This is a genomic window from Thalassobius sp. Cn5-15 (assembly GCF_022347685.1).
GTDB lineage: Bacteria > Pseudomonadota > Alphaproteobacteria > Rhodobacterales > Rhodobacteraceae > Thalassobius.
Genome location: NZ_JAKRGF010000001.1, coordinates 526035 through 540370, shown reverse-complemented (window position 1 = coordinate 540370; position 14336 = coordinate 526035). Strand labels below are relative to the sequence as shown.

Annotated in this window: 32 protein-coding genes; 6 read left to right on the top strand and 26 right to left on the bottom strand. The window is 55.4% G+C overall.

Features of this window, described 5'->3' with window-relative positions:
* The 3 genes from MHM86_RS02695 to MHM86_RS02685 are packed head-to-tail and all read left to right on the top strand — an operon-like array spanning position 1 to position 1476.
* Positions 1–738 (top strand): phage antirepressor KilAC domain-containing protein, encoded by a 738-nt coding sequence (locus tag MHM86_RS02695; RefSeq protein ID WP_239195447.1) that lies wholly within the window; start codon positions 1–3, stop codon positions 736–738.
* Positions 735–1028 carry a hypothetical protein gene (locus MHM86_RS02690; RefSeq protein ID WP_239195446.1) on the top strand — a complete coding sequence of 98 codons (294 nt, stop codon included), beginning with the start codon at positions 735–737 and terminating at the stop codon, positions 1026–1028. The genes MHM86_RS02695 and MHM86_RS02690 overlap by 4 nt, the downstream gene beginning before the upstream one ends.
* The gene (locus MHM86_RS02685; RefSeq protein ID WP_239195444.1) at positions 1021–1476 is read left to right on the top strand and encodes a hypothetical protein; all 456 of its coding nucleotides are present in this window, start codon (positions 1021–1023) and stop codon (positions 1474–1476) included. The genes MHM86_RS02690 and MHM86_RS02685 overlap by 8 nt, the downstream gene beginning before the upstream one ends.
* A gap of 244 nt (positions 1477–1720) precedes the next feature.
* Here the strand turns inward: MHM86_RS02685 and MHM86_RS02680 are convergent, their stop codons facing one another.
* The 26 genes from MHM86_RS02680 to MHM86_RS02555 form a co-directional block, all read right to left on the bottom strand.
* Complete coding sequence (locus MHM86_RS02680; protein WP_239195442.1) at positions 1721–2185, bottom strand: hypothetical protein; 465 nt, start codon at positions 2183–2185, stop codon at positions 1721–1723.
* Between the two features lie 8 nt (positions 2186–2193).
* The gene (locus tag MHM86_RS02675; RefSeq protein WP_239195440.1) at positions 2194–2529 is read right to left on the bottom strand and encodes a hypothetical protein; all 336 of its coding nucleotides are present in this window, start codon (positions 2527–2529) and stop codon (positions 2194–2196) included.
* Positions 2530–2671: 142 nt separating this feature from the next.
* The gene (locus MHM86_RS02670) at positions 2672–2968 is read right to left on the bottom strand and encodes a hypothetical protein (protein ID WP_239195438.1); all 297 of its coding nucleotides are present in this window, start codon (positions 2966–2968) and stop codon (positions 2672–2674) included.
* Between the two features lie 4 nt (positions 2969–2972).
* Positions 2973–3296, bottom strand: a complete 324-nt coding sequence (locus tag MHM86_RS02665; protein WP_255722997.1) for a helix-turn-helix domain-containing protein — start codon at positions 3294–3296, stop codon at positions 2973–2975.
* A gap of 167 nt (positions 3297–3463) precedes the next feature.
* A complete protein-coding gene (locus MHM86_RS02660; RefSeq protein ID WP_239195434.1) occupies positions 3464–3973 on the bottom strand; it encodes a ribonuclease HI in 510 nt (169 codons plus the stop codon).
* Positions 3973–4134 carry a hypothetical protein gene (locus MHM86_RS02655; protein ID WP_239195433.1) on the bottom strand — a complete coding sequence of 54 codons (162 nt, stop codon included), beginning with the start codon at positions 4132–4134 and terminating at the stop codon, positions 3973–3975. Before MHM86_RS02655 ends, MHM86_RS02660 begins: the two co-directional genes overlap by 1 nt.
* The gene (locus MHM86_RS02650; protein ID WP_239195432.1) at positions 4131–4682 is read right to left on the bottom strand and encodes a hypothetical protein; all 552 of its coding nucleotides are present in this window, start codon (positions 4680–4682) and stop codon (positions 4131–4133) included. The genes MHM86_RS02655 and MHM86_RS02650 overlap by 4 nt, the downstream gene beginning before the upstream one ends.
* 3 nt (positions 4683–4685) lie before the next feature.
* Positions 4686–4907 (bottom strand): hypothetical protein, encoded by a 222-nt coding sequence (locus tag MHM86_RS02645; RefSeq protein ID WP_239195427.1) that lies wholly within the window; start codon positions 4905–4907, stop codon positions 4686–4688.
* On the bottom strand, positions 4904–5110 hold the full coding sequence (locus MHM86_RS02640; RefSeq protein WP_239195424.1) for a hypothetical protein: 207 nt from the start codon (positions 5108–5110) through the stop codon (positions 4904–4906). Before MHM86_RS02640 ends, MHM86_RS02645 begins: the two co-directional genes overlap by 4 nt.
* Positions 5110–5709 (bottom strand): hypothetical protein, encoded by a 600-nt coding sequence (locus MHM86_RS02635; RefSeq protein ID WP_239195422.1) that lies wholly within the window; start codon positions 5707–5709, stop codon positions 5110–5112. The genes MHM86_RS02640 and MHM86_RS02635 overlap by 1 nt, the downstream gene beginning before the upstream one ends.
* Positions 5710–5713: 4 nt before the next feature.
* Complete coding sequence (locus MHM86_RS02630; protein WP_239195420.1) at positions 5714–6457, bottom strand: DUF2786 domain-containing protein; 744 nt, start codon at positions 6455–6457, stop codon at positions 5714–5716.
* Between the two features lie 82 nt (positions 6458–6539).
* The gene (locus MHM86_RS02625) at positions 6540–6749 is read right to left on the bottom strand and encodes a hypothetical protein (protein ID WP_239195419.1); all 210 of its coding nucleotides are present in this window, start codon (positions 6747–6749) and stop codon (positions 6540–6542) included.
* 7 nt (positions 6750–6756) lie between these two features.
* Entirely contained in the window at positions 6757–8232 is a 1476-nt protein-coding gene (locus tag MHM86_RS02620) for a DNA cytosine methyltransferase (protein ID WP_239195417.1), read from the bottom strand.
* Positions 8225–8440, bottom strand: coding sequence for a hypothetical protein (locus MHM86_RS02615; RefSeq protein WP_239195415.1), 216 nt, complete (start codon positions 8438–8440; stop codon positions 8225–8227). The genes MHM86_RS02620 and MHM86_RS02615 overlap by 8 nt, the downstream gene beginning before the upstream one ends.
* Positions 8437–8658 (bottom strand): helix-turn-helix domain-containing protein, encoded by a 222-nt coding sequence (locus MHM86_RS02610; RefSeq protein WP_239195413.1) that lies wholly within the window; start codon positions 8656–8658, stop codon positions 8437–8439. The genes MHM86_RS02615 and MHM86_RS02610 overlap by 4 nt, the downstream gene beginning before the upstream one ends.
* The gene (locus tag MHM86_RS02605; protein WP_239195412.1) at positions 8655–8849 is read right to left on the bottom strand and encodes a hypothetical protein; all 195 of its coding nucleotides are present in this window, start codon (positions 8847–8849) and stop codon (positions 8655–8657) included. Before MHM86_RS02605 ends, MHM86_RS02610 begins: the two co-directional genes overlap by 4 nt.
* Positions 8850–8864: 15 nt before the next feature.
* A complete protein-coding gene (locus MHM86_RS02600; protein WP_239195411.1) occupies positions 8865–9482 on the bottom strand; it encodes a hypothetical protein in 618 nt (205 codons plus the stop codon).
* Complete coding sequence (locus MHM86_RS02595; protein WP_239195409.1) at positions 9479–9820, bottom strand: hypothetical protein; 342 nt, start codon at positions 9818–9820, stop codon at positions 9479–9481. The genes MHM86_RS02600 and MHM86_RS02595 overlap by 4 nt, the downstream gene beginning before the upstream one ends.
* Before the next feature lie 80 nt (positions 9821–9900).
* The gene (locus tag MHM86_RS02590; protein ID WP_239195408.1) at positions 9901–10110 is read right to left on the bottom strand and encodes a hypothetical protein; all 210 of its coding nucleotides are present in this window, start codon (positions 10108–10110) and stop codon (positions 9901–9903) included.
* A gap of 3 nt (positions 10111–10113) precedes the next feature.
* A complete protein-coding gene (locus MHM86_RS02585; RefSeq protein ID WP_239195406.1) occupies positions 10114–10422 on the bottom strand; it encodes a hypothetical protein in 309 nt (102 codons plus the stop codon).
* Entirely contained in the window at positions 10419–10607 is a 189-nt protein-coding gene (locus tag MHM86_RS02580) for a hypothetical protein (RefSeq protein ID WP_239195401.1), read from the bottom strand. Before MHM86_RS02580 ends, MHM86_RS02585 begins: the two co-directional genes overlap by 4 nt.
* Positions 10608–10611: 4 nt before the next feature.
* Positions 10612–10758, bottom strand: coding sequence for a hypothetical protein (locus MHM86_RS02575; protein WP_239195400.1), 147 nt, complete (start codon positions 10756–10758; stop codon positions 10612–10614).
* A 4-nt stretch (positions 10759–10762) separates the two neighbouring features.
* A complete protein-coding gene (locus MHM86_RS02570; protein WP_239195399.1) occupies positions 10763–10906 on the bottom strand; it encodes a hypothetical protein in 144 nt (47 codons plus the stop codon).
* Positions 10903–11340 (bottom strand): hypothetical protein, encoded by a 438-nt coding sequence (locus MHM86_RS02565; protein ID WP_239195398.1) that lies wholly within the window; start codon positions 11338–11340, stop codon positions 10903–10905. The genes MHM86_RS02570 and MHM86_RS02565 overlap by 4 nt, the downstream gene beginning before the upstream one ends.
* Before the next feature lie 110 nt (positions 11341–11450).
* Positions 11451–11675, bottom strand: a complete 225-nt coding sequence (locus MHM86_RS02560) for a hypothetical protein (protein ID WP_239195397.1) — start codon at positions 11673–11675, stop codon at positions 11451–11453.
* The gene (locus MHM86_RS02555) at positions 11675–11962 is read right to left on the bottom strand and encodes a hypothetical protein (RefSeq protein ID WP_239195395.1); all 288 of its coding nucleotides are present in this window, start codon (positions 11960–11962) and stop codon (positions 11675–11677) included. Before MHM86_RS02555 ends, MHM86_RS02560 begins: the two co-directional genes overlap by 1 nt.
* Before the next feature lie 417 nt (positions 11963–12379).
* Here MHM86_RS02555 and MHM86_RS02550 point away from each other — a divergent pair, with 417 nt between their 5' ends.
* The 3 genes from MHM86_RS02550 (at position 12380) to MHM86_RS02540 (ending at position 14264) form a co-directional block, all read left to right on the top strand.
* The gene (locus MHM86_RS02550) at positions 12380–13036 is read left to right on the top strand and encodes a hypothetical protein (RefSeq protein WP_239195392.1); all 657 of its coding nucleotides are present in this window, start codon (positions 12380–12382) and stop codon (positions 13034–13036) included.
* A 403-nt stretch (positions 13037–13439) separates the two neighbouring features.
* Entirely contained in the window at positions 13440–13904 is a 465-nt protein-coding gene (locus MHM86_RS02545; RefSeq protein WP_239195390.1) for a hypothetical protein, read from the top strand.
* A gap of 153 nt (positions 13905–14057) precedes the next feature.
* Complete coding sequence (locus MHM86_RS02540) at positions 14058–14264, top strand: hypothetical protein (protein WP_239195388.1); 207 nt, start codon at positions 14058–14060, stop codon at positions 14262–14264.
* The last annotated feature ends 72 nt before the right edge of the window (positions 14265–14336 follow it).

The following is a 14336-nucleotide window of genomic DNA, read 5'->3' as shown; positions in this document are numbered from 1 at the left end:
ATGAACGATATGATTTTTAACACCGCCGAACCCCTCACTATGTCCAGCAAGGAAATCGCTGACCTACTGGATGTGAGACATGACAATGTGAAGCGAACTATCGAAACCCTTGTAAATAAGGGGGTGATTGTCCGTCCTCAAACTGAGGATGAACAAATTCAAGATGTGATGGGGCGCGGTCGCACCATGTCTGTCTACCTTCTCGAAAAGCGCGACAGCTACGTGGTGGTGGCGCAGCTATCGCCGGAGTTCACCGCCCGGGTGGTGGACCGCTGGCAAGAGCTGGAAGCGAAAACCTCCTTGCAGCTTCCCAATTTCGCTGATCCTGCCGCCGCCGCTCGTGCGTGGGCCGATCAGGTGGAGGAGAACAAGGCGCTGGCGCTGGAAAGCCGACTACAGGCTGAGAAGATCCAAGACATGCAGGACGATGTTGGGGCGCTAAACCGGATCGCGCGGGCAGAAGGTGGGCATTCCCTCCGTGCGGCCGCCAAGATCTTGCAGGTGAAAGAGCGCCAATTCATCAGTTGGATGCACGAACATGGCTGGATCTATCGACCTGGCAACAAGGGGGCGTGGCTACCCTATTCCGACAAGACCAAAGCTGGCCTAATGACTGTCAAAACCTTCACTCAGTCAGTGGAGGGCGGCGATGATCGTAGTCGCCATCAGGCGCTGGTTACGCCGAAAGGCTTGACCAGACTGGGTAAGATCTTTTCACAGGGGGCGCTGGACCTATGAATGACCCCGATTGGCCGATGAACATCTACATCACGCAGGAGGATGTGGACATCATGCAGCACAACTGGATGCACTCTTATTCAGAAAAAGAGGGTGAGTTTTGCCGCTATGTCCATGCCGATGTGTTTGATAGCGAAAAGCGCTACCACCAGCACATGCTGGAATTGGAGCGCGACAAGGCAAAGGCTATCCGCTTGGCTGCTATCGCTGCTGTCAAGCGGAACGTAGACAGCCAAAGCGAGGCGCACCGGATCATCAAAGCGATTGAGGAGGCTACGCCAGATGGCTGACAATCCCCATTGTGAGGTCAAATTTCTTCGGGGCAGTTGGTCCACCAAGAACGGCGCGTCGGCGGTGTTTGAGGTGGCCGACCGTGAGTTTCTGGATACACTTTCTGCCATTGGCGGGGGTCAACGCTACATGATGGTGCTGGCCCCGATAGCTGACGATGAGGAGCTGGACCACGACAAGCTGGAAAAGGCTGATCGCGGCAAGACGCGGGTCAAACAGGCTGCGGTGCTGTGCCAAGACAAAGCCTACTGGAAATGGCTTGAGGCGGCTGTTCTGGATCTCTGCGGTCTGGAAATGACCATTGGCGACAAAGAGGGTGCAGCTATCGGGATGCGGAAGCTGCTGGGAGTAGAAAGCCGCGCGGCTATCGGCAAGGACGATAAGGTGGGCCAGAATTTCGACCGGATGAAAGAGGACTTTGATCGGTCGGCGGGTCGGATCAAATAAAACAAGGCCGCGGTTTGTCTCCGCGGCCTTGTTGTTTATCCTTGGCTGAAATAACGCCTGAACACATCGCGGATGATTTCCGCCTCTCGCTCACTGGGTAGGGTGATTGGACCAGCCTCCGGCGTTTCCGGCCTTGGGCTTGCCTTGAGCGGCGGGACTTCCACGCCCTCCCGCTCTGCCATAGCCCGTAATGCGAATATCGACCGCCCTGATACAGAGTGTTTTCGCCGATATTCGTCAAAGGTCATGCTGTGGCTTCTCTGCGTTTCTTTTCGGCCAGACCTTCCGGTGTCAGTACCCAAGAGATTTTTAACCCGATGTTGATGCGCCGGATCAGGCAGAAGTTTCGCATTCGATCCGTATTGCTCTTGATGGTATCGGTTCCGGCGTTCTTGCTGCGCACTTCATTTGTCAGTGCGCGGTTAAGCGTCGGCTCCTGCTCGTCCAGTATCATGAGGATCTTGGCGTCATCATCACACAAGAACCAAGACCCGTCGGGTTGCTTCTTCGGCTGTAGCGCGGCAAGATCCGTTGATAGCGTCGAAGCGCCCTTGCTCCAGCGGAACCCACAGACAGTAAACTTTCGGGTGCCTACGTCCATCAGGGCGCGCTGTTGGGCCTTGGTCGGCTTTTCGGCCAGCCATTTGGCTTTATAGGCATCTTCAAAACGAATGCGTTTCAACTCTGCCCGCATTTGGGCGATATTCACGCTCCCCATCAGTGCTGCCCGCCTGGTCGCAGGCTGTTCTGGATGAACTGCACCATCTCCTCACACGCTTCAACGGCGTTGTCGCAGGCCAGATGCACATCTTCATCATAGCGCGCACCAATCAGGGCGTAGTGCTGGGCAGCGGAATAGGCTGTCAGCAGCTTGGACAGCGGGTCGTCCTTACCGATCAGGCCGATCAGGGCAAGGCGCACCAGCTTCTCAGCTTGGCGGGTATTCTCTCCATCCAGAACACCAGACTTCTGGCCGTATTTGGCAGCGATCATTTCCGCAAATTCGGCGGGTGTCGGTACTGGGGTGACGGGGGATTTGGTCATTGCATTCATTGGTTATCCTTTCGCTAGTGGCTATATATTATTAGCCAAACTGGACAAAACCAAATGTTTTTTGAGCTAAATATAAAGAAAAAAGACGCCCTTATAAGGACGTCTTTTCTTACACAAATCACTCTTTAAAATTCGGGGGAACCTATCGTTTTGAATTGCCGTAAGCGCCTGTGGTGCGTCGTGGCCTGCTGCCAATAATCGACCCAACGGCGCTGCACACCAGCGCCAGTATTGTGTGTTCTTTCAGGCCGCGCTTGATGAGGTTGTGCATTTCTTCTTGCTCGGCCAACATATACAGGAACGTAAAGAAGCCAGTGGTGAGCAGGGTGGCAGCGATGATGATTGCGATCCGCCCAATAGGCTTTGTTTCGCGCTCCCCATCGCTCATAAATCCAGCTGCAAAATATCCGCCGACTGTGGCGTGTAGAATGATTAGCATGTTGTTAGTCCTTGGATACTAGCGCTTTCATGCGCTCGATGTCTTCCCCACCCAGAACGATCACCTCGTTTGCGGCGCGGGGCATTCGTAATATTTCTCGGATCATATCGACCGCTGATTGTTCTTTTTCTTCGTCGGGCCGTGTCAGATCCTCAACGGTGGTGCCTAATGCTTCCGCCAGATCGGATAGGCGGTACGCTGGGATGTTCTCAATTATCCCGCGCTCTGCTTGGCTGAGGTATCCGGTTGATACACCAGTTAGGGCTGCAAGTTTCTCTTGCGTCATGCCAATCTGTCTTCGGATGTTTCGGATCTGGTTGTCCACCATAAGCCTCTAAAATTGATATTAAATACAGTGCCCCTTTATTTCACATAGACTTGCTAAATCGGAAAGTCTTGCGTTATCCCATTCGTCCACTATCTGCCCTTAGTGGGTCAAAGGCACAACCAAAACGCGGGCCTTGGTCGTGCCTTTGGTGGGGATTTAGAGAGAAATCAGGCAGGGCTGTCTTCCCATGCAGCCTTCTTTGCCAGTCGGTCGCACTGTTCATTGACCCATTGCCGCCCGTCACCCTCCTTGTGGCCTCGGACGTGACGAAGATACACGCGACGGGAACCCAGCGTTTGACGAATGGCCTCTGCTTCTCGTCGTTGCCAAATGCTTTCGGAGGATCGTTGTTTCCATTTGCTCAAGGGCGCGCCGTTGGGGTGTTTCTTCTCAACCGCGTAGGGGATGATCCTGCTCAGCACCCATAGGGCTTGCAGGCAGTCCGATTGCAGCATGATCGCATCATCGTCTGGCTGGATGTATCCGGTTTCAAACAGGTGTTCGATCATGAACCGCAATGCTCGAAGTTCAGCCAGCGTCACGTTTCGATCATATTCCAGCGTCTTGCGAAACAAGACAGAGGAACGCCCGTCGCCCTTGGCCCATGCGCCTGCGCCAGCCCGCTTGTGTTGGGTGTTGACAGAGGCGTCAGCGAAAATCGTTACCATTCCGCTCATCAGATTTCTACTTTCTCGCCGTCTTCATCGGTCACAGACACGATTTCGGCGTTTGGGTGTTGGTCCAGAAGGTCGTCGCAGGCACCTTGCCAGTGCGCTGCGTCAATCTCGGTGGTGCATGAGTGGCCGGTTTCATCCAGCCACTCGATGTGCCATCTCACGACACCAGCTCGTCAGTGTGGTGCCCGGCATAGATCGCGACCGGCTCTTGAGCATCCAGTAGTTGTCGCAGTTCTTCGGGGGTGTATTCACCCTGCCAATTGAACAGATCCGCCATTTCCTGCCGCGCTGCCTCGATGATCACAGCTTGATCTTCGCTCTCCACTTCGATGAAGAACCGCTTGACCCATTCGGAGGGGGGCTGGTCTTCATCGCGCATCCCTTCGTCCTCCATCAATAGGACGGTGTAGTAGAATTTTTGAGGGCCGTCGGGGGTAGCTTCTTGGGCCTGCCCTTTGTCAGGTTCGCCTTCGCGCTCCGGCAGTTCCAATTCGTCGATCACTGACGCAAAGATTTCGTCAGCGATAGGCTGAAACTCCTTGCGAATATGATCCAGATTTTCGACCCCAAATTCGCGCTCTAGTACAAGCCAGATAAGGGCGGCGTGGGCAATCATTTCGGCGTGGTTGTCGGTATGTTCGACAATCGCTTCGAGGGTGGCTTTTACCAGGGTTGGGCGGACGCCTACGGTGGTTGTTTCTTCGCTCATTGGTTAATTCTCCAGTTTGATTTCTTCTTGACTGGGTTCAGTCTGTTCATCTTCAATCAGGGCTTGCAGATCCACGCGTTCGACGTTCCCTCCGTCGCTGTAAACGTCGAACACGTTGGCCGTGCTGCCTTGGCGGCGCATATAGCTCCAAGCCTTCTGTGCGGCCTCCTGTGGGCTGTCTGCGTCGATGTGCATGCGCCATTCGACAAGGTGCAGGGCTGTCATTGTGAAAATTCCTTTCCCGTCCAAGCCAAGATCAGCACGACATGGATTGCGAACAGCCAGTCAAAGGCTTTGTTGTTGAAAATTTCGGAAAGAATTGCAGGGAAAAATATCAACACACCAAGCAATGCAAGGGCCATCATCATAGCCGCAACCACTCCCAGCCCTTTGGCTACATAGATCGAAAAAGAACGAATAATTTTCATCACTTGCCCCCCTCCAGACGATGCACGATGTCGCTGGCGGTATCGGTGATTGTGGCCGGATCGAATTGTCCGGTTGCGATCTGGCGCACCAGCTGCACCGCTTCATCGCGGATGTTGTGAAGGGGCGCGCGCGTTCCAAACATTTCGCTGACCAGATTTGCAGCTGCTGCCATTGCGTTTTGCGTCTTTGTGATTTGCGCGGCGGCGTTAAAGTCCTTATAGTCGTCAGCGTCATACCAAATGTCTGAGCCGATACCGTCTTTCAACGCACTGGCAAGGGCTTCCATACTGTTGAAAGCCCCAATGTCGGGGTGGGGCAAGGGGATGCGAATAACGTGGCTTTCCATGCTGCACGTCGCCAACATTTCGGTGTTGTATTCCCAGATGTCGCCCCACGACACGTCCGAGTTTGCCAGCGCCTCGGTGGGGTCTTCGGGGTCGAATTTCAGGTCAAGGTCCACGCACATGCGGCACAGGTCTGCGCGTTCTGCGCACCACTCCCATGCGTATTCTTCGGCCTCGCTTTCGGTGCCAAAGGTGACGCTGTTGGTGCCGTCGTTGCAGTCGGTGGCGAAGGTGTAAACTGTTGCGTTGATCATGGTTTTATCCTCGTGTGGCTTCTTTGATTGCGGCGGTGTCGCCTTCGCCCTCCTCAATGGGGCGAGAGAGGTTGATGTGGTCGCCTGCCTGACGTCCGTGGTGATAGTTCTCATCCACCTCGATCCGACGGGCTTTTCGCGGCTCCGTGATGTCAAGGCCGATGTCGGAAAGGTGGCGCTCAATCAGGTCTTGCTTTCGGATCACCAAATCCGTTCCGCCCGAAGGCGCGCGGGATGCGCGGCGCTCACGCCCAAGCACCCTTAGGCGCTCGGAAATACGCACACCAAAGCCGATCATGAAGGATTTGCGGGACTTGTTCCGGTTGCGGAAATGCTGGCCATGCGCATGACTTTTCCACGCACGATCCGCCGCGCCCCTGATCATTAGGGCCAGATAGATCGCCATTTCTGCGTCGGTCTCAATTCCTGTGAATACCAGTTGCTCGCGACCAAGGGTTTTCGACTTTGAGAAAAACCCAGTCGTTTCCGTCATGTCTTCAATTCCAGATGCAGCCCAGCGGACAGCCATATGCACAGTCTTTGTGCTGGCCTTGAGGCGCTCCATTGTGACACCCGCCGCACCGCCTTCGATCAGGTCCAGCTCTTGCTCGGTGACTTCATGCTTTGCCATCAGCTTTGCGGCCATCGCTGCGGCCTGCATGGCCTCATTTTCCGATGCGGCTTCGCTTTCGGCTTTTGCTTGCATGGCGCGGATGCGCTCAAGCAGTGCTTTGCGATCTTCGTTCATGCCTGGATCCTTTCCTCTGCGACTTCGTGCAGGATGCGCCCCAGCCTTTCGGCAAGGGCTTCGTAAATTGTGGATTTCCGGCTCATGACAGCGCCACCAAATCCAAATTTTCGGCGCTGCCGTCGTTCTTGGCTTCTCGGAAATAGACGCCATAGCCGTTTGTGTCGGTGCCACAGCGGAATTTCACATCTCCGACGATCTCAAAATCAGCGGAACCAGATGTGTCGGGAAAAACCACGGTTGCGTGTGGGTTGTGCTTTTCCAGTTCATTAATCAGCTCATAAACTTGCATTTGATCCTCATTGATACAGGTGGGTGCAGTTCGCCATTGACAGGGCGCGTGCCAGAGGGGGCGGCACACTGTTGCCGCACTTGTGGGTTTGGTCTGTCTTGGACAGTTTCCGCCCGTCGTGGCCGCGCTCGATTTTGTAGCCCTCAGGGAAGCCCATCGCGCGGAATTGTTCGCGTGGCGTCAGCATCCGCATACAAATGTCGGTGATCACATAGGGTTCGCCGCCAATGTTTATCGTCACCAGCGCAAAGCGATCTTTGGTCGTGACGGTGTGCATGGATTCATGCAGGCTTGCGCCAATGCCGGTTCCATAGAATTTAACCATGAAGGCAGCGACAAGAGCGGCGTGTCCGCCTCCCGACGTGATTGTGGGCATGGGGTCTAGTAGGGATCGACCCTTTAGTTGGTTCTGCTTTGTTCCACGCATGTTGATCAGATGCGCGGCAACCAACTGTTGCTGTGTCCCGCGCGTCGTAAGCGTTGACAGGGGTGCATTCAGATCGCGGCCGACAACGCCTGTGTTGTGCTGGGCCATGAAGCCAGCTGCAAGCCGCAGCTTGGTCGCAACGATCTGGTTTTGGTCTTTCCGGCTGGCGCAGAGGGTGTGCATGGGGTCGTTTGCGCTGCGGTTGGCCCCGCCTTGCTGGGCGTAGCTGACAAAGAACGGCTCGTTCGCCTCGATCACGAATTTCTTGATCCCTGCCGCGATGCGCGCTTGCGTGTTGTCGGCCAATGGCCGTTGCGCGTTGATGCCCATAGTGGCCTTGATGTGTTCTTTGGTGTCGAAGATCGACGGCATAGGCACAGACCAGTCGATGCAGCTTGCAGCGGTGGGCCAAGGCAGGCGTTTTCCCGCCAGCACTTCGGGGGATTTCGGATCGCCGTGCGTCGATTCAGGCCAGACAATCTGGCGACCATCGCGCCGTGCGACCATGAACAGGCGCTTGCGGATCGTTGGTGCGCCATAGTCGCAGGCTTGAAGCACACGAAACTCCATCCGGTATCCGTGGCTGCGGATCTTCGCGCACCACGGTTTGAAGTCCTCCCATGTCTGAAACTCCTCGACGTTCTCCAGTAGGATCACGTCAGGGCTTTGGGCGGGGCCAAGCACCTCCAACCAATGCGGGACAACCCAAGCCAGACCGCGCACACGGTCAGATGTTGGCGCTGATCCACGGGCGCGGCTGAAATGAGTGCAATCCGGCGAGGCCCACAACAGCCCGACCTTCTGCCCGCGCCGCACCAGATCGCGCGGGTCCACGGCATAGACCGAGGTAATCAGGTGCGTTGTGTTCGGGTGGTTGGCCGCGTGCATAGACAGGGCCAGCGGGTCGTGGTTGATCGCAAAGTCTGGATCGCAGCCAAGGGCTTGCGCGATGCCAGTAGACGCGCCACCGCCGCCGGCGAAACTGTCAATTATCAGAGGACGCTTTTCGCACACTGGCTGGGCCAGATCCGAATGACTGAAAAGGCTATCAAGCATCGTTATGATCCTCCAAAGCTATGTTGATCAGGTCGCGGAGCGCTTTGGCGTCGTCCACATTCAGTGAAAAAGACGAGGCATATCCGCCTCTGTTGGCCCGCCTGTGAGATACGTAAGCGTCTGTGAAAATTTCAATCGCTTCGTCTTGTGCGCGGAAACGGGCAGAAACATTCTGGTGCGCGCGCTTTTTGTTCTTCGGTTGGGTCATTGAGTCGGCTCCCATCCATAGAGGTCGTTGGGGGTCACGTTGAGGTGACGGCAGATACAGGCCAGCACATCAACGGAAAGGCGGGTTTGGCCGCGTTCGATCCGGTTGAGCGAGTTCGGGTTTTTCCCTGTGCGCTCTGCCAAACAGCAAACAGTCAGGCCGCGTTCCCGTCTTAATCTCTGGATGTTGGCGCCGATGGTTTTGCGGGTGCTGATCATGCCGCGCACCCTGCTTTCGCTGCTTCCTTCACGCGATCCCAAGCCGCATTGAGTTCCTTGCGGTATTCCTCGTGTGCATCGCTTGCGATGTTGTTTTCGCAATAATCCATCAGCGCTTCGGCAATCGTGGCCATGTCGTCAGACAAGAGGATACTGTTCGCAGCCTGGGGGCCGCGTTGTTCGTTGGTCATGGTGTTGATCCTTGGTTAGAAGGGAAGTCCTTCGATCCACGTATTGACGCGGATCATGCAGTTGACGGCACGGTTGGCTCCGGCCTCTCCGTGATCGAAAAACCAGAAATGCGCGGGTTCGGGATGCAGGTTGGACGGCTCGATGGCGCAGCAGTCGTCAAACAACCCTGAAAAACCGGACTTTCCGCTTTTTGAAATGGTGAATGAGCCACCTTTGGTCATGGTCGGCTGCGCTTCCCATTGCCCCAAATCATCATGGACAAGAGCCAATCGACGGCGATCACCGGATGCCAGCACCAGCCAATCGCCATTGAGGGGGCGTTTGGCCTGCAACCGAGCGGCCTGTGCCTCGTCGGCAATCGTTTGGTTGATCCCGTCAAGGTGGCGGTTCATCGCCTGATAGTGCTGCATTCCGGCGCGGCGCAGGTCGATCACAGCGGCGTTGAAGCGGCTGGTATTGATGCAGGGCTTGTCGTCAATGCGATACACGCCGTCATTTTCCAAGCCGACGCGGATCTTGGCAGGGTCTGCCCCTTCACGGTGCCGCGCGATGCTTGCCAGCTTGTAAATGGCGTCATCCATGTCTGATACGGGGTAGGGTGTTCCGGTGTTGTCGATCACTGCGTATGTCATGCGCTCACCTCAGCCTTGATAAGATCCCAGATACGCACCCAGTCAGTGCCGCGATCTTTCAGAACCAGACGTTTGATTTCCTTCGCGTTTGTGGTGATCGCCAACACATAGCGCATTGCTGCGTCGAGGTCCGCATTCGTCATGTGGCAAAGCGATTGGCAGTTGTTGGTCAACTGCACGGTGTCCGAAGTGATTTCCACATTCAGGGATTTTTCGCCCGCGTGGTGATGCACGCGGATTTGAAGGACATGCGGTCCTTGCTGGCGTTTCAGCCGATTTTGGGGGATTTCAGAGGGCCGCAAGCCCAGTCTGAGGCATAGGTATTCGTTGGTGATCATGGTGGTTCTTTCGCTGGTGGTTGGTTCATGCCGTGGCATGGGATCGGGCTGCGCTCTGTCAGCCCTCACCGATGGCGCGGTCACTTCGCTGCGTTCACTTCTGCAATCGCTGTGGACAGGGCAGCGGCCAGCTGCGCGGCTTCCCCTACGGTCATGCGCAGGGGGATGCACTCAGCGTCGATGGCATCGCTGTAGAGGGTTACGCCGACGCGCTCGGAAAACTCACCGGAGCCACGATTGACGCGTAGTCGGGTTTCCGTGCCATTGCTGTCTTTGGTGTAAACGCGCATGGATCAATCCTCCTCTTGCGCGGCTTCGGCGCTTGTCTTGTCCGCCGCGACCATGCTTTCGATTTTTTTGGCCTGATACTTGATGAAGGCAGCGGCCATGTCGCCAATGCTGGGGTATTGGGGCATTTCGTCGAAGGCGCCGTTTTGGATTGCGTTGCCCCATGTCCCCAGCAAGCCCGTAGGCCAGTCGGTTACGTTGTCTGGCAGGGCGCATTCCAGCGCCATTTCCAGCGCCATGACAGGCACGATGTTATCAATACTGCGTGCAGGTCTGTTCCGGCGTATATCGGCTTCTGTGCGTCTGGTTTTCATGTCTCAACCTCTGCATTCTGATCGTAAAAGCGATAGCCCAGCACATCGACAAAGGGCGTTCCGGTGCCGTCGTCGTGGGTGCAGTTGTAGCTATCCTCGTGGGGGCACTCGCGGCCAACAGTGAGGATAAACGCGCCGACCATAAGCAGGGCGGCAAGGGCGTAGGCGGGCATCATGTCGTTCATGTCATCAAAACTCTATCAGTTCCAAATCCAGCACAGTCTGAATGTTGTCAGTCAAATTTGTGAAAAGAGGGCCAACTGCGCTCAAAATCGGGTGGTCCCAATTTCCGTCAATCAGTTGCTGTATTGCTTCCAGTTTTTCGCTTGCGGTCATTGCATCAACCCCCAAACATCGCGGCCAAAGTCAGGCCCAATGGAATGATTATAAAGATGCTGGCAGCGCCAATAACGTCACCGAGGAGCCGCATCGGGTCGTCAAGGTAATCGTTAAGCGCCCGCATGATGATTTCCGTTGTGTTCATCTCTTCACCTTCGCCAAGGCTTCCAGCGCGTCCAAAATAACCGTGGTTTCGTCGCCCAGCGGCGTTCCGCCGCGCGTCTCGTTCCAGTGTTCGTACGCCTGCTCAATGTTGCCAAAGCACCGACAGCCCGCACGGATGCCGCCGTCGTTATTCATAACGAATTGCCAGCCGTCAGACCGGAAAGGGCCGACTACAATAGGGCTGGTTGCGTACTTGATGCGGTGACAGTTCGTGCAGTTCGTGCAGTTCGTGCAGTTCGTGCAGTGCATGCAGTCCGTGCAGCGCGTGCAGTACGTGCAGTACGTGCAGTACGTGCAGTTCTTGCAGTTCGTGCAGTTAATAAGGGTTGCGAGGGCGTTGCGTGCTGCCTCTTCACTGCCGAAATGCTCAACGCTTGCGCGGTTTCCATTCTCGTCGGTAATCCAAGTTGTCATTGGTCATTCTTTCGCTGAAAAAGCCCCCGCGCGGCCCGTGAGTGGTGGAGTGACGCCACGCGGGGGAAGTGGGAGCTGGGGACAGTAAACCCAGCACCCGAGGCAAGCGTTTATTCGATGGTAAAGCGGGCCGTGCCGACGCGGTTGCCGTTCAGGTCGGACAGGCTGTGTTCTGCCTCGTCAGCACCGTTGTGCATACTCTGCGCCATCAAATAAATATAACTGCTGCGGCAAAGCCTGCTGAGGATGCGGTCAATCTCATTCGCCTCGCCGCCGCTTTCAGGGTCAAAGGCTGCGTTGCCGCACTCGATTTCAATGGTGAATTTCAAGGTCATTACATCACCACCTTTTTGCCCATCATGGCGCGGGTCGCGCGACGGTTAAGCGTCGCCATGCGATCCTCTGCGAAGGTGATAATGCCGACGCCCACATAGCCGAGACGTTTGGCGGTTTTCTCTGCGCGGTCGTTTACATACGACAAGCGGCGCAGGTAGGCGAGTTTTGCATCCTCATTGAGGAATTCGATGCATTTTTCGGGTGTGTCGTGGATGTGTTTCTGTGCATCCGGTGCCATGTAGCGGGCCAACTGAGCGTCCGCTAATCTTCCCATACTGTTAATCATTTGGTTGTCCTTTCGCTGTCATGGGTGGTTGGTCCATGTGATGTGAGCCGCGCGTCGAGGGATGGGGAAGTGAGTGGTTCGCGCGGCTCACACAGATGAGCCAAACATATCGGGGGGGTTGTATGGGCCATCTGATCCGAATTAGCCCCGTCTTCTTTTGTGCATCCTTTCTCCTTTTCGGTGCGTTTATTGTTCTTCTGCGGACTCTTATATTATCCAAAATGGATACAAGCAAGGACATTTTGGGGATTTTTCTAAATAATCGCATTATTTTATTTTTATGTTTAATATCAGTATGTTGAGTCGCTTGCATTGATGGTTTCTTGTGGTTTTAGTATCTGATTTAGCGCTACTTATTTGCCGTATTGGATAAAAAAGCCTTCTGGATGCGGCCATGTGTCATTAGTGAATGATGTCATGAGCCAATTTCACCGATCATATCGCGGAAACGCGCTGGAAATGCTGCATTGGGCCTATGCTGTAGAGCAGGCGCACATGTCATTTGATGGGGTGGAAGGCTATGGTGCAAACAGCGCCACCAACCTCATATCAGGTATGGTTCGATTGGGCGTTCGGGTGGACACATCCAGCGCCGCAGAAATGCAGGTTGCCAACAGAAGTCACGACGATGCTGTGTTGGCGCACGATCTGGTTCAGCGCGCAGTGACAGGCCAAACGTTGTCTCTGATCATCCGCTACGCGATCATGAGGCGTTCACCTATTTTGCCGCCCAAACCCGTGGCACGGGTCAACCTCGATCCACTCACATCATGCCCGCAGAAGGGTACAAGCCAGGGATGGCCGGATACCCATAAGGCAAAGGGCACTGGGCTATTCCGCTCCACTGCATCCTATAGCCAGCACATCACCATTGCAGATGATCCACGACAGCACCTGCGCGGCGCGATCACCGCGAAGGCTTGGCTACTCGCAATGCAGAAAATTGAGGCCGATCTGTACCAGCACCAGCACCAAATGGTGCGTTGGGTCATGCAGGGTCGCACACGCCTGCAAGACGCCACAACAGAACAGATCGAACAGCGCATTGCAGACATTCAGGAGACCCTGAAATGAGCAAGAACGGGAGAAATTCTGCGCCTTCACTGATCTGGCAGGGCCAGCACCACGCACCTGCACAAACCCTCAAACTCATAACAGAACTCATAGAACAACAAGCAGTCCAAGTAATAGCCCAAGTAGAGAGCCAATGCCGACTGACTGACGCCCTGTACCGCGCACCACACGACAATAATGCACAGATAGGTGGGTATGATGGATGTATTGTACGCAAAGGCGAAGAAATCCTAGCAAAAATGGGAAATATTCGCAGGGAGGATGGACCATCAAATCCTTCCTCTACCGGATTTTCCCCAGAGATTTTCCCATTTTGCAACCTGAGGATAGGAAAACCACGGGTTAGTACCGAAATTCACGGGGTTTGTACTCTCATAGAGCGAAAACAGGAGGCATAGAGCCAATGGCATCGAAGAAAGCACTGCGCCGGAAGGTAGCGCGACGGCGGATCAAGCAGGCTGGGAACCGTAAGGAGCGGCGTGCGGCTGAGGCTGGCCTGCGCAAGCTGGAGCGGCAGGCAGAGGCGCGGGAGGCAGAGACAGTCGAGGCCAAACGGTATCTCGGATACACGCCGTCGCTGGGCCTGCTGAATGATGAAGAGCAGCTACGGGCAGAACTCGCGGCTGACTGGTACGCGCGGGAGGTGCAGGCAGCGCCACCCAAGCGCCTCGTGCCATACGAACAGCCCGAACCGTGGAAGCCAGCACCAGCGCCAACGATAAAGGAGGAGGCAGCTAAGGCAATGGCGCGGATACAGCGCAAGGAAGAAGCGCAGCGCCGAAGCGACCGTGTGATGGGTATCTGCATGGCTCTAATCGCAATCGGGTTCGTGTTGGGTATGGCAGCGCTGTCAGTGGTGGCGCGGTGACGTGGGTCTAAGGGGGGTAGGGGGTAGGCAAGGAGCCATGCGTGCACCAACACCCACCCCCCCATCAACCCCGAATGGCAGCGGGGGTTCCCTATACATAGCCCCCCTCTCTCCTCGCGACACCAATTTTTCAAAATGGGATCAATAGACAAAATGGACAAAAAATTTCCCCTCTACCCCGATGATTTTGAGGATCTGAACGAAGGCATGGGGCCGCCCAGCTTTACCTGCCTCGTGCTTGGGAGCTTGGGTCTTGTGGCTCTGGTTTTTTCGGTGGCTTTCGGCCTTCAGCTGCTGGCTGGGTACGTCATTTCTATGTCGGCTGTTCCGGCCTGTTCTTTCCCCCTTCCAGCAAACTGAGAAAGGAAATCTGATGCGAGTATGTGACACGATGATCTGCCACAATCCTTCTTGGGTACGTCGTCTGTGCGG

Bases quoted from the DNA above. Each gene is read 5' to 3' on its own strand.
- MHM86_RS02675 (WP_239195440.1), bottom strand. From the start codon at position 2,529: ATGAATGCAATGACCAAATCCCCCGTCACCCCAGTACCGACACCCGCC.
- MHM86_RS02690 (WP_239195446.1), top strand. From the start codon at position 735: ATGAATGACCCCGATTGGCCGATGAACATCTACATCACGCAGGAGGAT.
- MHM86_RS02620 (WP_239195417.1), bottom strand. From the start codon at position 8,232: ATGCTTGATAGCCTTTTCAGTCATTCGGATCTGGCCCAGCCAGTGTGC.
- MHM86_RS02650 (WP_239195432.1), bottom strand. From the start codon at position 4,682: ATGAGCGAAGAAACAACCACCGTAGGCGTCCGCCCAACCCTGGTAAAA.
- MHM86_RS02670 (WP_239195438.1), bottom strand. From the start codon at position 2,968: ATGCTAATCATTCTACACGCCACAGTCGGCGGATATTTTGCAGCTGGA.
- MHM86_RS02605 (WP_239195412.1), bottom strand. From the start codon at position 8,849: ATGACCAACGAACAACGCGGCCCCCAGGCTGCGAACAGTATCCTCTTG.
- MHM86_RS02540 (WP_239195388.1), top strand. From the start codon at position 14,058: ATGGACAAAAAATTTCCCCTCTACCCCGATGATTTTGAGGATCTGAAC.
- MHM86_RS02595 (WP_239195409.1), bottom strand. From the start codon at position 9,820: ATGATCACCAACGAATACCTATGCCTCAGACTGGGCTTGCGGCCCTCT.
- MHM86_RS02665 (WP_255722997.1), bottom strand. From the start codon at position 3,296: ATGGTGGACAACCAGATCCGAAACATCCGAAGACAGATTGGCATGACG.
- MHM86_RS02550 (WP_239195392.1), top strand. From the start codon at position 12,380: ATGAGCCAATTTCACCGATCATATCGCGGAAACGCGCTGGAAATGCTG.
- MHM86_RS02545 (WP_239195390.1), top strand. From the start codon at position 13,440: ATGGCATCGAAGAAAGCACTGCGCCGGAAGGTAGCGCGACGGCGGATC.
- MHM86_RS02560 (WP_239195397.1), bottom strand. From the start codon at position 11,675: ATGACCTTGAAATTCACCATTGAAATCGAGTGCGGCAACGCAGCCTTT.
- MHM86_RS02585 (WP_239195406.1), bottom strand. From the start codon at position 10,422: ATGAAAACCAGACGCACAGAAGCCGATATACGCCGGAACAGACCTGCA.
- MHM86_RS02635 (WP_239195422.1), bottom strand. From the start codon at position 5,709: ATGATCAACGCAACAGTTTACACCTTCGCCACCGACTGCAACGACGGC.
- MHM86_RS02625 (WP_239195419.1), bottom strand. From the start codon at position 6,749: ATGCAAGTTTATGAGCTGATTAATGAACTGGAAAAGCACAACCCACAC.
- MHM86_RS02580 (WP_239195401.1), bottom strand. From the start codon at position 10,607: ATGAACGACATGATGCCCGCCTACGCCCTTGCCGCCCTGCTTATGGTC.
- MHM86_RS02570 (WP_239195399.1), bottom strand. From the start codon at position 10,906: ATGAACACAACGGAAATCATCATGCGGGCGCTTAACGATTACCTTGAC.
- MHM86_RS02645 (WP_239195427.1), bottom strand. From the start codon at position 4,907: ATGACAGCCCTGCACCTTGTCGAATGGCGCATGCACATCGACGCAGAC.
- MHM86_RS02640 (WP_239195424.1), bottom strand. From the start codon at position 5,110: ATGAAAATTATTCGTTCTTTTTCGATCTATGTAGCCAAAGGGCTGGGA.
- MHM86_RS02600 (WP_239195411.1), bottom strand. From the start codon at position 9,482: ATGACATACGCAGTGATCGACAACACCGGAACACCCTACCCCGTATCA.
- MHM86_RS02555 (WP_239195395.1), bottom strand. From the start codon at position 11,962: ATGATTAACAGTATGGGAAGATTAGCGGACGCTCAGTTGGCCCGCTAC.
- MHM86_RS02630 (WP_239195420.1), bottom strand. From the start codon at position 6,457: ATGAACGAAGATCGCAAAGCACTGCTTGAGCGCATCCGCGCCATGCAA.
- MHM86_RS02615 (WP_239195415.1), bottom strand. From the start codon at position 8,440: ATGACCCAACCGAAGAACAAAAAGCGCGCGCACCAGAATGTTTCTGCC.
- MHM86_RS02695 (WP_239195447.1), top strand. From the start codon at position 1: ATGAACGATATGATTTTTAACACCGCCGAACCCCTCACTATGTCCAGC.
- MHM86_RS02565 (WP_239195398.1), bottom strand. From the start codon at position 11,340: ATGACAACTTGGATTACCGACGAGAATGGAAACCGCGCAAGCGTTGAG.
- MHM86_RS02685 (WP_239195444.1), top strand. From the start codon at position 1,021: ATGGCTGACAATCCCCATTGTGAGGTCAAATTTCTTCGGGGCAGTTGG.
- MHM86_RS02575 (WP_239195400.1), bottom strand. From the start codon at position 10,758: ATGACCGCAAGCGAAAAACTGGAAGCAATACAGCAACTGATTGACGGA.
- MHM86_RS02660 (WP_239195434.1), bottom strand. From the start codon at position 3,973: ATGAGCGGAATGGTAACGATTTTCGCTGACGCCTCTGTCAACACCCAA.
- MHM86_RS02610 (WP_239195413.1), bottom strand. From the start codon at position 8,658: ATGATCAGCACCCGCAAAACCATCGGCGCCAACATCCAGAGATTAAGA.
- MHM86_RS02590 (WP_239195408.1), bottom strand. From the start codon at position 10,110: ATGCGCGTTTACACCAAAGACAGCAATGGCACGGAAACCCGACTACGC.